This is a genomic window from Rathayibacter rhapontici (genome assembly GCF_001995175.1).
Classification (GTDB): domain Bacteria; phylum Actinomycetota; class Actinomycetes; order Actinomycetales; family Microbacteriaceae; genus Rathayibacter.
Genome location: NZ_MUKN01000082.1, coordinates 1 through 11972 on the forward strand (window position 1 = coordinate 1; position 11972 = coordinate 11972).

The following is an 11972-nucleotide window of genomic DNA, read 5'->3' on the forward strand; positions in this document are numbered from 1 at the left end:
CCCGGCGCCGTCGCTCCGGGCGTCGCGACGGGGGCCGTGGCGGTCGGGGAGGGCGTCGGCGTCGAGGCCGCGAACGTCGCGTCGATCCAGGGGCTCGGAGAGCCGTAGTTGCCGGCTGAATCGCCCAGGATCGCCGAGACGCGGTGCGGACCCGCGGTGACGGTCCCGCCGGTGCAGGTCCAGACGCCTCCGCTGACGGCGGCGTCGCAGGTGTTCACCCGGTCCACGTAGACGTAGGCGCGCGTGCCGTCGACGCCGGTGCCCGCGTAGACGGCCCCGGTGATCGGGAGGGACGCGCCGGCGCCGGGGGACGTGATCCGCGGCGCAGGAGGTGCGGCGGTGTCGACCACGAGGCGGACGGCGGCGCTCGGCTCCGAGACCGCGCGCCCGGCGAACGAGGCGCTCTGCGTCGCGGTCACGCGATAGCTGCCGGGGGTCGGCGTGGGGGCGAGCTGGCAGAACCACGCGCCGGAGCGGTCCGCGGTCGCCAGGCACGCCGCTCCGCCGTCGGTCGTCACGGCCACCGCGGCGCCCGGGTAGGCGCTGCCGCGGACGGAGCCCGCGGACGTCGCGGAGCCGTCGACCGACTGGATGACCGGGGCGCTGAGCACGGCGACCTGCACGCTCGCGGTCGTCGTGCCTCCCGAGGGGAGGAGCTCGACGGCGTTCAGCACGAGGGGGCCGTCGTCGAGATCGGCGCGGCAGCTCCAGGTGTCGTCCGAGGCGACCGTCGTGATGCAGAGGGGATCGCCTCCGCCGCGCACGCCGACCTGGATCTCGTTCCCCGCGGTCCCCGTCCCGGTGACGGACGTCGGGCCGCCGGGGATCACGGTGCGCGCCGAGGGCGAGGTGATGGAGAGGGGGGCCGCGGCGGCGGCGCTCGGGGCCAGCGCGGCCGCGGCGATCACGAGGAGGGCGAGGAGGGCGGCGGGGCGGCGGGACCGGCGCGGTGCCCGACGGCCCGGTGCTGAAGCGTCCGGGGCCCGGCGCGCGAGGGCGCGACGGCGCAGGGTCATCGGGACGCCCGATGAACCCCCCGGTACTGCTGCGTCGACTCTCGGTGGCACTGTGCGTCCATTGCACGGGCGCCCGCGGGCACTGTCAAGCGGGCACGCCCGTCGTCACCGGATGGACACCGAACCGGTCCTGCGCGGGGGAGCGCGCGTCCGACGGGAGAGCGCTTCCGCGAGAATACCTCCATCGACCCTTTCGGAGGAACCATGAGCGAGGATGCGGCGCGCGGACGCGACAGGCGGCAGGTGCGCACCGAGGCCGCGCGGTTCGACGACCCGCGCGAGCTCGGACGGCTCCTGCCCTCGGGGCTGCGGATCGGACTGGCGCAGAGCGCCTTCCAGACCGAGGGATCGCTCGAGACCGGCGGTCGCGGCCGGTCGGTGTGGGACGACTTCGCGCTGCGGCGCGGCACGATCGCCGAGGAGGCGACGCCCGAGGTGGCGACCGACTTCCTCCTGCGCTGGCGCGAGGATCTCGACCTGCTCGTCGATCTCGGCGCCGACGAGCTGCGGCTCTCGCTCTCGTGGCCGCGCGTGCAGCCCGACGGCAGGGGGCCGCTGGACCGCGGCGGGCTCGGCTTCTACGACCGCCTGCTCGACGCGCTCGCCGAGGCCGGGATCCGCGTGGTGCTGACCCTGCACCACCGCGACACCCCCTCCGCCCTCGGGTCCGGCTGGATGGATCGCGACACCGCGTTCCGCTTCGGCGATCTGGCCTTCGAGGTCGGCGCGAAGCTGGGCGACCGCGTCGACGACTGGGTGACCCTGGACCAGCCGTCCACCGTCATGCTCGAGGGGTACGCGCTCACCCGGCAGGCACCGGCGGCCGGGCGGCTCCTGAACGCCCTGCCCGCGCTGCACCACCAGCTGCTCGGGCACGGCGTCGCCGTCGAGGCGCTGCGGGCGGCGGAGGTGCGCGGCCGGATCGGCCTCGTCGACGCTCTGGCCCCGGTCGAGCCCGCGACCGGCTCCGAGGCCGACGTCGCGTGGGCCGGCCTCGCCGACGTCCTCCGCAACCGGCTCGTCGCCGACGCGGTGCTCACCGGCGCCTACCCGCAGGGCCCTGAGGAGCTGCCGCCGTTCCTCGAGCGCCTCGCGCGCGTCGATCCGCGCGACCTCCAGCGGCTGTCGGCCCCGCTCGACTTCTACGCGGTGGCTCCGCTGCCGCCGCAGCGCATCGCGGCGGGGCGCGATCCGCACGCGCCGACCGGCGTCGGGGCGCCGCCGGTCCTGCCCTTCCACGAGCGGCCGTGGCCCGAGCTGGACCGGACGGGCGACGGCTCGCCCTCGGCCCCGTGGGCGCCGGTGTCGGTCCTCCGGTCGCTGGTCGAGCGGTACGGCGAGGCGCTGCCTCCGCTGGTCGTCACCGCGCTCGGCGCGAGCTTCCCCGACGTGCTCGACCAGGACGGCGCGATCGTCGACACCGAGCGGATCCGCTGGCTCGGCTCGCACCTCGGTGCACTCGCCGAGGCGGTGCACGAGGGTCTCCCGGTCGAGTCCGTGCAGCTCTGGACCCTCGTGGACGCGTTCGAGTGGCAGCACGGCTACACCCGACCGCACGGCCTCGTCGCCCTGGACGCGCGCGGTGGCGACCGGGTGCCCAAGGCGTCGTACGACTGGCTGCGACGGGTGCTCGACGCGCGCTCCTGACCGCTCGTCCCGGCGGGCGTGCGAGACTTCCGCGGTGCGCAGCCTCCTCGCCCTCGCCTCGATCCTCCACGCGGAGCCCGCTCCGGCGCTCTCCGCCCTGGCCGACGTGCTCGCCGACGACGGCGGCTTCGCCCGCACGGCCGACGGGTTCGAGCGGCGCCTGCCCGTGGCGGGCCTCGAGCAGTGGCGCGTCCTCGCCGACGAGGAGGGCGCCCGCATCGAGTGCGAGTTCGTCGCGCCCCCCGCCTCGTCGGCACTCGCGGGCGTCCTCGGGCGGCGCCGCCTGCGAGAGGCTCCGGAGCGGTTCCGCGCCGTGGTCACGGCGGTCGCGGATCGCGTCGAGCCGCGCTGAGGCGTGCGCATCCGCCCTGGTCGTGACGCCGATCGGGGAATGCCCGAGCGGTACTCGGTGTTGTCTAGTGATGACGGGGCGGGGCTCGGAGCCCGGCCCACCGGACCGCTCGGAGGAGCACGACGCAGATGGCAGGAACAGGGATGAACAAGGGACGTGGGACGCGCGGCGGCGACGAGGAGATCGTCTACCGCCGCCACGCGAACGGACGCGGCATGGTCGCTCCCGGCTCGCGCGTCTCGGCGTCCGCGTACGTCGAGACGGGCGCCTACGTGGAGCCCGGCGCGACGGTCGGCGAGCGCGCCTGGATCGGCGCCGGGAGCTGGGTCGACCGCGACGCGATGATCGGGCACAGCGCCTTCATCGGCGCGAACGTGCACGTCGGCCCCGAGGCCATCATCGGCCCGGGAGCGCGCATCGGCAGCTACACCCGCATCGGCGGCTCGGCCGTCGTCGCGACGGGTGCCCGGGTCGACCGCGACACGGTCGTGCCGGCCGGCGGCCGCTACGGCGCCGAGGAGAGCACGCGGGAGGTGGGCAGGCGCGCCGCCTGACCCCCTCGACCCGGACGACCCTGTTCCGCCGTCACCACGCAGGTGGCGCGGAATAGGGTCGTTCCCATGTTCGAACTCCACCACCTCAGCGCCCAGGAGCAGTGGGACTGGCTGCAGCGCGGCGAGGTCTCGCCGCTCGAGCTGGTCGATCACTACCTCGCTCGGATCCAGCGGTGGAACGGTGAGCTGGGCGCCTTCACGACGGTGACGCCGGAGGCGGCCCGCGAGCGCGCGAGCGCCCTCCTGGCCGGGTCCGTCCCGCGCACGGCCGCCCTGTGGGGCCTGGCGAGCGGGGACAAGGACCTGTGGCGCCGCCGCGGCGTCCGCACCACGTCGGGATCGCGACTGCGCGAGTCCTTCGTGCCGGACGCCTCCGACGAGATCGTCGAGGTGCTCGACGCGGCGGGGGCGATCAGCCTGGGCAAGACCGCGGCACCGGAGTTCGGCATGCCCTCGTACACCGAGAGCCGGGTCGGACCGCCCGCGGTGACACCGTGGGACACGCGCTTGGGCGCGGGGGGCTCGAGCGGAGGAGCGGCGGTGGCCGTGGCCGCGGGGCTCCTCCCGTTCGCTCCCGCGTCCGACGGCGGAGGCTCGATCCGCATCCCGGCCGCCGCCTGCGGACTGGTGGGGCTGAAGCCCTCGCGCGGGCGCGTGCCGGCGATGTCGGGGGTGGGAGGCGTCGGCGGGCTCGTCGTGGCGGGGCCGATCGCGCGGTCGGTCGCCGACGCGGGCCTCCTGCTCGAGGGGCTGCTCGAGCGGCGCAACGGCCGGATCCCGCACCCCTACTCGGTGGCCGCTCCCGAGGATCGCGAGGGCTCGTTCCTCGGCGCGGCGATCCGCGGAGAGGGGCGCTTCCAGATCGGAGTGCTCACCGCCTCGCCGTGGGACGACGTGCAGGACATCCGCCTCGAACCCGAAGCGCAGGCCGCCTTCGACGAGGGGATCGCCGCCCTCGCGGCGCTGGGTCACGGGCTCGACGACGCGGTGCTGCCGCCCAGCAGCGCGTACCCGGCCGCGTTCCGCACCCTCTGGCAGAGCGGGGCGTCGACCCTGCCGGTCGAGACGGCCGCGGACCTGGAGCTCCTCGAGCCGCTGACCCGCTGGCTCGTCGTCGAGGGCCGGCGTCTGGGCGCCCGCGACGTCATGGAGGCCGCAGCGGTCCTGACGGCCTTCGAGCGGGCGCTGATCGCCTCGTTCTCGGGCTTCGACGCCGTGCTCGCGCCCGCGATGACGATGACCCCGAGGCCGGTCGGCTGGTACGACGCCGAGGACCCCGAGCGGAACTTCGCGCAGCAGGTGCAGTACACGCCGTTCACCTCGTTCGTGAACGTCGGCGGACTCCCGGCGATCACGCTGCCCCTCTCGATGACGGACGGCGGCCTGCCGATGGGGATCCAGCTGATCGGACGCCCCGGCGGGGAGGCGGTGCTGCTCTCGATCGGCGCGCAGCTGGAGCGCCGCGCGCGCTGGCAGCGTCGGCATCCGCCGCAGTGGTGACGATTCACCGCGGCGGATCCCCAGCCCGGACGCTTGGCGCTTAGGTAAGGCATGCCTATACTTGCCTCGATGTGCATGTTCGAGGGACGAGACGGCTCGGAGCCGGTCGACGTCAAGCAGTACCTGATCGCGGGCGACGAGACCCTCGTGCCGTGGATCCAGAGCATGCTCGACTCCCTCCCCGCGAACGCCCGCGGTCAGGTGTTCGTCGAGGTCGACGACGCGCGGGGCCTGCCGCCGCTCTCGGCTCCCGGCCGCGTCACCGTGACCTGGCTCGGCCGATCGACGCGCTCCGGCGCCCCCGGCACGGGCGAGCTGTGCCGACGCGGCATGGCGCTGGACCGCGCCGTGCGGGCCTGGGCGGGCGAGATGTCCGTCGTCGACGGCGACTACCCGTGGTCCGACGAGCGCCACGACTTCTGCGCCTGGATCGGGGGAGCGGGACCGCTCATCGCCGAGCTCGCCGCCGACGTCGAGGCGCGGCTGCGCGTCTCGGCCGAGCACGCCGCTCGCTGAGGTCCGCTCCGCTCGATCGGGTTAGGTGAGGCTCACCTCACCGTGCGATACTGAGGCGGTGCCTCCGACGACCGCCGCCCCCGCCCGCCCGGCCTACCGGCCGTACCTCGCGACCGTCGCCCGGGCGACGAGGATCGCCCCGCACTTCATCCGCGTGACCCTCACGGGCGACGACCTCGACTCCGTCGGCTGCACCGGACCCGACCAGCGGATCAAGCTCGTGGTCCCGACCGCGACCTCCAGCGCTCGCGACTTCCTGGCGTCCGTCGCCGATGCCGACGGACCCGACGGAGTCGCCGCCGACTGGTACGGCCGCTGGCGCGGTCTGCCCGACGAGCAGCGCAATCCTCTGCGCACCTACACGATCCGCGCCGTCCGCCCCGACGCGTCCGAGGTCGACGTCGACTTCGTCGCCCACGGCGACTCCGGCCCCGCCTCGGCCTGGGTCGGCACGGCCGCGCCGGGCTCGGAGGTCGTCATCATCGCCCCCGACACCCGCTCCGGACTGCCCGGCGGCGGCGTCGAGTGGCACCCCGGAGCGGCGACGTCGCTCCTGCTCGCCGGCGACGAGACTGCCGTCCCCGCGATCGGCGCGATCCTCGAGAGCCTCCCGGCCGACGCCTCCGGAGCCGCGTTCCTCGAGGTGCCCACCGCCGAGGACCGCGTGACGCTCCGCCACCCGGCCGGCGTCCAGGTCACCTGGCTCGTCCGCGAGAGCGGAGCCGACTGCGGCGCGGCGCTCGACGCCTCCGTCCGCGCCTGGTCGACCCGCTTCCTCACCGCCCACCACCGCGGCGTCGAGGTGTCGGACGTCGACATCGACAGCGGGATCCTGTGGGAGGTGCCCGAGGAGAGCACCGACCCCGGCCTCTACGCCTGGATCGCGGGCGAGGCCGGAGCGGTCAAGCGCATCCGCCGCTGCCTCGTGACCGAGCTCGGCGTCGACCGCAAGCGCGTGGCGTTCATGGGCTACTGGCGCCTCGGCCGCTCCGAAGCGAACTGAACGAGCAGACGACGCCCCCGCGACCCGCTCGGGCGTCGTCTCTCAGAGAGCCGGGGACACCCCCACCAGGCGGCTCGAGAGGTCCCAGAGGTCGGTGCCGAGCACGCGGTCGCGGGCCTGCTTGGCGACGCCTCCGTAGGGCTTGAGGCCGTCGAAGTAGGTGCCGCTCGCGGCGCCGACGTCGGGCTCCGAGCAGAGGGTGATCAGCGGCACGGCGCCCGCCTCGGCGGTGATGCCGTAGGAGCCGGACGTGAGCGTCTGCATCGCCTTCATGACCCGGGAGTCGGCTCCGAAGCCGGTGGCGACGAAGCCGGGGTGGAACGAGTAGGCGTCCACGGCGGTCGGCAGCAGGCGCTCGGCGAGCTCGCGGATGAAGAGGATCGTGGCGAGCTTGGAGGTGCCGTAGGCGCTCCAGCCGCCCAGCCACGGGCCCTTCCTGCGGTCGAGGTCCTCGAGCGACAGGCGGCCGAACCTGTTGGCGACGCTCGCGGTCGAGACGACGCGGGCCCCGGGACGCGACGCGCCGGTCTCGATCAGGCGCGGCAGCAGGAGCCGGGTGAGCAGGAACGGCGCCAGGTGATTGCTCTGGATGGTCCGCTCGTGGCCGTCGGCCGTCGTGCCGCGCTCCGAGACCAGCCTCCGGCGTTGTTGGCGAGCACGTCGATCCCGTCGAAGCGCTCGAGGAGCGACGCGGCGAGGGCTCGCACGTCGTCGAGCCGGTCGAAGTCGGCGGCGAACGGCACGCCTCCCACGTCCTCGGCGACGGAGCGGGTCCGCTCGGCGTTGCGGCCGACGACCGCGACGGTCGCCCCCGCCTGGGCCAGCTCGCCCGCGGCGACCTTCCCGATCCCGGAGCTCGCTCCGGTGAGCACGACGACGCGCCCCTTCATGTCAGCGACCACGGAGGTATCCGCCCTTCTCGAGACCGGCTTCGATCTCGAATCGATTGCGCAGCGGGTCGCGACCCGCCACGAGGTACGCGAACGGGAACCACATCCCGTAGCGCTTCCACTGCTGCACGTGCACGGCCTCGTGCTCGAGGACGCGGTCCGACGCGTTGGTGCCCGTCAGATAGCTGATGCCGACGCACGACCCGCCGCGGCCGTAGGCCCAGTCGGGCAGTCCGCGGAAGACGACGAGTCCGTTCCGGCGCTCGATCCGGCCGGTGCTCCACACGGCGCCCCAGGCCAGGCCCACCGCGCAGGCGAAGAGGTAGCCGGGGCGGGTGACCGCGGGATCGAGGGCGACGACGGCGATCGCCCGGCGCAGAGCGCTCACGCGCTCTCGCGCCCGTAGGTCTCGAGCAGGCGCAGCCAGACCTCGCTGATGGTCGGGTAGGAGGGCACGGCGTGCCAGAGGCGCGAGAGCGGCACCTCGCCGACGACGGCGATGGTCGCGGAGTGGATCAGCTCCCCGACCTCCTTGCCGACGAAGGTGACGCCGAGCACGACCCGGCGCTCCTCGTCGACGACCATGCGGGCGGTGCCGGTGTAGCCCACCGCGGCCAGCGAGGCGCCGGCGACCGAGCCGATCTCGTAGTCGACGACGCGGGTGCGGTAGCCCGCCTTCTCGGCCGCGGCCGCCGTCAGGCCGACCGAGGCGACCTCCGGGTCGGTGAAGACGACCTGGGGCACGGCCTCGTGATCGGCGGTCGCCACGTGCGCGCCCCACGGGGCGTCGAGCACGGCGGATCCGGTGGCGCGCGCCACGATCACATCGCCCGCGGCGCGCGCCTGGTACTTGCCCTGGTGGGTGAGGAGCGCGCGGTGGTTCACGTCGCCGACTCCGTAGAGCCACGGCGAGGAGCCGCCGATCGGCGAGCCGTCGGCGCCGAGCACGAGCATCGTGTCGTCCACGGCGAGCGGGTCCCCGGGCTCGAGGCCCACGGTCTCGAGCCCGATGTCGCGGGTGTGCGGGGCGCGGCCCGTCGCGGCCAGGATCTCGTCGGCCTCGATCACGTCGCCGCCCTCGAGGGCGACCGCGACGCCGCCGTCGGAGCGGCGCTCGACCGAGGCGGGCGAGGTGCCGACCCGCACGTCGACGCCGAGCTCGCGGAGGGAGTCGCCGACCAGCGCGCCGGCGAACGGCTCGAACGCGGTGAGCAGCCCGCTGCGCGCGAGCAGGGTGACGGAGGAGCCCATCCCGGCGTAGGCGGTCGCCATCTCGACCGCGACGACTCCGCCGCCGACGACCACGAGGCGCGGGGGAACGGTCTCGGCGCTCGTCGCCTCGCGGCTCGTCCAGGGAGAGGCGTCGCGCAGCCCCGGCACGTCGGGCACGACGGCGGTCGTGCCGGTCGCCACCGCGACGGCCGAGCGCGCGCGGAGGACCCGCTCCGTGCCGTCGGGCGCCGACACCGTCACCTCGCGCTCACCGCTCAGGCGGCCGTGGCCCCGGACGAGCTCGATGCCCGCTCCTTCGAGCCACTGCACCTGGCCGTGGTCGTCGAAGCCGCTCGTGACGGAGTCGCGGTGCGCGAGGAGCGCCGCGACGTCCACTCCGCCGGAGACGGCCTGGGCCGCCCCGGGGAGGTCGCGCGCGGCGCGCAGCGCCATCGGCGCCCGCAGCAGCGCCTTCGAGGGCATGCACGCCCAGTAGGAGCACTCGCCGCCCACGAGCTCGCTCTCGACGATCGCGGCGGTGAGGCCGCCCTGCACGGCCCGGTCGGCTATGTTCTCGCCCACGGGGCCGGCTCCGATGACGATCAGGTCGAACTCGTCCGCGGTGCTGCTGTCGGTGCTCATGGTGTCCGGTTCCTTCTCGGGCGGCGGCCCGTGACTGCTGGTCCGGGACGGTGCGTCCCGGCGGGTGCGGCGTCTGCCGGCGGGGTTCAGTGGGCGGGCACGATCTCGGCGCGCCAGCCGTCGTAGCGGCCGCCCTCGCTCTCGACGACCTCGATGACCTGGCGGAGGAAGGCGGTGGTCGCCTCCTCGTCGACGGCGGCGTGGTGGCTCGCGACCAGCACGTGCCGGAGGCGGAGCCGCGAGACGGCGATCTCGTACCCGGAGGCGACCAGCGCACGACCGGCGCGGCGGGCGCGGCTCGCGCGGGTGAAGACCGCGAAGTGGTCGACCTCGCGCAGCTCCCAGACCTGGTCGCCGTAGCGCAGCCGGATCTCGAGCTGACGGGCGGCCCGCTCTCGCTGCGCCTGGAGGGCGGAGCCGGTGGCCGCGGAGGGGCGGGCGGAGGCGAGGATCTCGTCGCTCATCGGCCGGTGAACTCCGCCGTCGTGCGGGCGAGGAACGCCTGCAGGCCGATCGCCGCGTCCTCGGAGGAGGCGAGCCGGGCGAGCTCCCCGGGCAGTGCCGCGGCGGCGGCCTCGGGGGAGGAGACCGCGAGGCGGGCGTTCGCGAGGGCCGCCTGCACGGCGAGCGGGGCCTGAGCGGCGATCCGCTGGGCGAGGTCCGCGGCCGCCTCGGCGACCGTGCCGTCGGGCACGACCTGCTGCACGAGTCCGATGCGGTGCGCCTCGTCGGCGTCGAACAGGTCGCCCGTGAGGATCCAGCGCATCGCATCGCCCCAGCCGGTCGCCCGGGGGAAGCGCAGCGTGGCCCCGCCGAACGGGAGGATGCCGCGCGCGACCTCGATCTGCCCGAAGCTCGTCGACTGCTCGGCCAGCACCACGTCGCTCGCGAGGGCGAGCTCGATGCCGAGGGTGAGGCAGGTGCCCTGCAGGCCGATCACGACGGGCTTGGAGACGGGGCGGGTCCGCAGGCCCCACGGGTCCAGTCCGCCCTCGGGCACGAAGTCGAGCCCGCCGGAGGCGATCCGCGGGCCGATGTCGGCCAGGTCGAGACCGGCGGTGAAGTGGAGGCCCGAGGCCAGGACGACCCCGACGCGCAGGTCGGGATCGCGGTCGAGCTCCCCGTAGGCGGCGGCGAGGGCCGACAGCAGGGCGAGATCGGCCGCGTTGCGCTTCTCGGACCGGTCGAGGACGATCTCGAGCACGTGACCGCGGCGCTCGGTGCGCACGCGTGGGTTCTCGCTCATCGGTCCTCCGCTCGGTCGCGTCCGTCCATCTTGCCCGGTGCCCCCGACACTCCCCGGCTCCCGGTCGCGGATTCGGGGTGCTCGCTCAGGCCCCGCGGGCGAGGGCGCCGAGGAGGCGGAGGATCGTGGGCAGATCGTCGACGGCGGCGGCGGGCGAGGAGGGGGCGAACGACGTGAGACCGGCGCCGGCGAGCGGGAACCGCGCCCGCAGGGCGTCGAGGCTCGCCACGAGCCGGGCGGCCGGCACGCCGAAGGGCACGGGATCGAACAGGCCCGCGAGATCGGCCGGATCGAGCACGTCGAGATCGATGTGCACGTACACCGCGACCGCCCCGGTCGCCTCGACCGCCGCGACGAGCGACTCCGGATCGAGCTCGTCGGCCGTCAGGCTGCGGGCGCCGCGCTCGAGCAGACCCTCCAGCTCGCCCGGATCGGTCGCCCGCACGCCGGCGAGCACCACGCGGGCGTCGTCGACCCGCTCGTCCGCACCCGCGCTCAGGAGACCGACGCCGCGGCCGAGGACGGCCGAGAGGACCATGCCCGAGAAGGCGCCGCTGGGCGAGGTGGCGGGGGTGTTCGCATCCGGATGCGCGTCGAGCCAGACGAGGGCGACCGGATCGTCGGTCGTGCGGATCGCGTGGCCGACGGCGGCGAGCTCGACGCCGCAGTCGCCGCCGATCGTGATCACCGGACCGGGTCGGCCGGCGAGCGCCTCGCGGACGCGCTCCGCGGTCGTCGCCACGGAGGCGTAGCGGCGGATGCCGGTGTCCTGCGCGTCGCCCGCCTCGGCGGGGACCTCGACGGTGACGGTCGCGGAGGAGGGGAGGTCGCCGCGGATCGCCTCGGCCCCGTCGACCAGGCGCATGGCCCGAGTCGACGCCGAGCCCTGCCACTGCGGGACCACGAGGAAGGACGCCATGCGTCTCAGTCTGGCACGCGGCGCCGCCGGCCCTCAGACCGTCGGCAGCGCACCGAGCGCGGGGTCGGCGCTCGCCGTCGCGGGCGCCTCGGCCGCCGGCGCGCCGGGCCCGTCCAGGTCGACGATCGCCTCGTCGAGAGCGGAGCGGGAGCGCTCGACCGCGCGCCGCGCCTCCTCGAGCGCACCGGCGGGGTCGGCGGCGGCGAGCCGGACCGCGGCGTCGAGCTGCGCGAGGGTCTCCTCCGCGAGGATGCGCGGCGCCCCGGTGATCCGCTCGCCGTGGACCAGCACCAGCAGGCCGACCGCGTCCGCGCCGAGCCTGGCGGCCGTCCGGGCGGCCTCGACGAGCAGGAGCTGGCGCTCGGCCTGGGCCTGCGGGTCCCGGTAGCCGGCGACGACCGCGTCCAGCGCGGCATCGGCGCGAGGAGGAGGGCGAGGACCGCGGCGGGGTCGTGCCCGGTCGTCGCCGCGCGCG

At 75.4% G+C, this 11972-nt stretch carries 13 protein-coding genes and 2 pseudogenes; 6 read left to right on the forward strand and 9 right to left on the reverse strand.

What is annotated here, in order from left to right:
- Positions 1 to 1016: pseudogene (locus tag B0T42_RS17625) on the reverse strand (hypothetical protein); the annotation flags it as partial.
- Positions 1017 to 1220: 204 nt separating this feature from the next.
- Between B0T42_RS17625 and B0T42_RS17630 the strand changes: the two are divergent.
- From B0T42_RS17630 to B0T42_RS17655, 6 genes are all read left to right on the forward strand, one after another.
- A complete protein-coding gene (locus B0T42_RS17630; RefSeq protein ID WP_077224311.1) occupies positions 1221 to 2663 on the forward strand; it encodes a glycoside hydrolase family 1 protein in 1443 nt (480 codons plus the stop codon).
- A 34-nt stretch (positions 2664 to 2697) separates the two neighbouring features.
- Positions 2698 to 3015 (forward strand): hypothetical protein, encoded by a 318-nt coding sequence (locus B0T42_RS17635; RefSeq protein ID WP_077224312.1) that lies wholly within the window; start codon positions 2698 to 2700, stop codon positions 3013 to 3015.
- A gap of 143 nt (positions 3016 to 3158) precedes the next feature.
- Complete coding sequence (locus tag B0T42_RS17640; RefSeq protein WP_077224313.1) at positions 3159 to 3569, forward strand: hypothetical protein; 411 nt, start codon at positions 3159 to 3161, stop codon at positions 3567 to 3569.
- Between the two features lie 66 nt (positions 3570 to 3635).
- The gene (locus B0T42_RS17645) at positions 3636 to 5069 is read left to right on the forward strand and encodes an amidase (RefSeq protein ID WP_077224314.1); all 1434 of its coding nucleotides are present in this window, start codon (positions 3636 to 3638) and stop codon (positions 5067 to 5069) included.
- A gap of 75 nt (positions 5070 to 5144) precedes the next feature.
- On the forward strand, positions 5145 to 5585 hold the full coding sequence (locus tag B0T42_RS17650) for an SIP domain-containing protein (RefSeq protein ID WP_158078173.1): 441 nt from the start codon (positions 5145 to 5147) through the stop codon (positions 5583 to 5585).
- Between the two features lie 58 nt (positions 5586 to 5643).
- On the forward strand, positions 5644 to 6588 hold the full coding sequence (locus B0T42_RS17655; RefSeq protein WP_077224316.1) for a siderophore-interacting protein: 945 nt from the start codon (positions 5644 to 5646) through the stop codon (positions 6586 to 6588).
- A 42-nt stretch (positions 6589 to 6630) separates the two neighbouring features.
- Here B0T42_RS17655 and B0T42_RS21685 read toward each other — a convergent pair whose 3' ends face one another.
- The 8 genes and pseudogenes from B0T42_RS21685 to B0T42_RS20260 all read right to left on the reverse strand — a co-directional run.
- Positions 6631 to 6924: a Rossmann-fold NAD(P)-binding domain-containing protein gene (locus B0T42_RS21685; protein WP_236720389.1), complete on the reverse strand. Its 294-nt coding sequence runs from the start codon at positions 6922 to 6924 to the stop codon at positions 6631 to 6633.
- Between the two features lie 197 nt (positions 6925 to 7121).
- Entirely contained in the window at positions 7122 to 7490 is a 369-nt protein-coding gene (locus tag B0T42_RS21690; RefSeq protein WP_236720390.1) for an SDR family NAD(P)-dependent oxidoreductase, read from the reverse strand.
- Positions 7480 to 7866 (reverse strand): Fe-S oxidoreductase, encoded by a 387-nt coding sequence (locus B0T42_RS17665; RefSeq protein WP_077224317.1) that lies wholly within the window; start codon positions 7864 to 7866, stop codon positions 7480 to 7482. Before B0T42_RS17665 ends, B0T42_RS21690 begins: the two co-directional genes overlap by 11 nt.
- A complete protein-coding gene (locus B0T42_RS17670; RefSeq protein WP_077224318.1) occupies positions 7863 to 9332 on the reverse strand; it encodes a dihydrolipoyl dehydrogenase family protein in 1470 nt (489 codons plus the stop codon). The genes B0T42_RS17665 and B0T42_RS17670 overlap by 4 nt, the downstream gene beginning before the upstream one ends.
- An 86-nt stretch (positions 9333 to 9418) precedes the next feature.
- Positions 9419 to 9796 carry a ribonuclease E inhibitor RraB gene (locus tag B0T42_RS17675; protein WP_077224319.1) on the reverse strand — a complete coding sequence of 126 codons (378 nt, stop codon included), beginning with the start codon at positions 9794 to 9796 and terminating at the stop codon, positions 9419 to 9421.
- A complete protein-coding gene (locus tag B0T42_RS17680) occupies positions 9793 to 10578 on the reverse strand; it encodes a crotonase/enoyl-CoA hydratase family protein (RefSeq protein WP_077224320.1) in 786 nt (261 codons plus the stop codon). Before B0T42_RS17680 ends, B0T42_RS17675 begins: the two co-directional genes overlap by 4 nt.
- Before the next feature lie 85 nt (positions 10579 to 10663).
- On the reverse strand, positions 10664 to 11497 hold the full coding sequence (locus B0T42_RS17685) for an arginase family protein (protein ID WP_077224321.1): 834 nt from the start codon (positions 11495 to 11497) through the stop codon (positions 10664 to 10666).
- A 33-nt stretch (positions 11498 to 11530) separates the two neighbouring features.
- A pseudogene (locus B0T42_RS20260) lies at positions 11531 to 11972 on the reverse strand (hypothetical protein); the annotation flags it as partial.

Excerpts from the sequence above, each read along its gene's own strand:
- B0T42_RS17630 (WP_077224311.1), top strand. The coding sequence starts at position 1,221 with ATGAGCGAGGATGCGGCGCGCGGACGCGACAGGCGGCAGGTGCGCACC.
- B0T42_RS17640 (WP_077224313.1), top strand. The coding sequence starts at position 3,159 with ATGAACAAGGGACGTGGGACGCGCGGCGGCGACGAGGAGATCGTCTAC.
- B0T42_RS17645 (WP_077224314.1), top strand. The coding sequence starts at position 3,636 with ATGTTCGAACTCCACCACCTCAGCGCCCAGGAGCAGTGGGACTGGCTG.
- B0T42_RS17650 (WP_158078173.1), top strand. The coding sequence starts at position 5,145 with ATGTTCGAGGGACGAGACGGCTCGGAGCCGGTCGACGTCAAGCAGTAC.
- B0T42_RS17670 (WP_077224318.1), bottom strand. The coding sequence starts at position 9,332 with ATGAGCACCGACAGCAGCACCGCGGACGAGTTCGACCTGATCGTCATC.
- B0T42_RS17675 (WP_077224319.1), bottom strand. The coding sequence starts at position 9,796 with ATGAGCGACGAGATCCTCGCCTCCGCCCGCCCCTCCGCGGCCACCGGC.
- B0T42_RS17680 (WP_077224320.1), bottom strand. The coding sequence starts at position 10,578 with ATGAGCGAGAACCCACGCGTGCGCACCGAGCGCCGCGGTCACGTGCTC.
- B0T42_RS17685 (WP_077224321.1), bottom strand. The coding sequence starts at position 11,497 with ATGGCGTCCTTCCTCGTGGTCCCGCAGTGGCAGGGCTCGGCGTCGACT.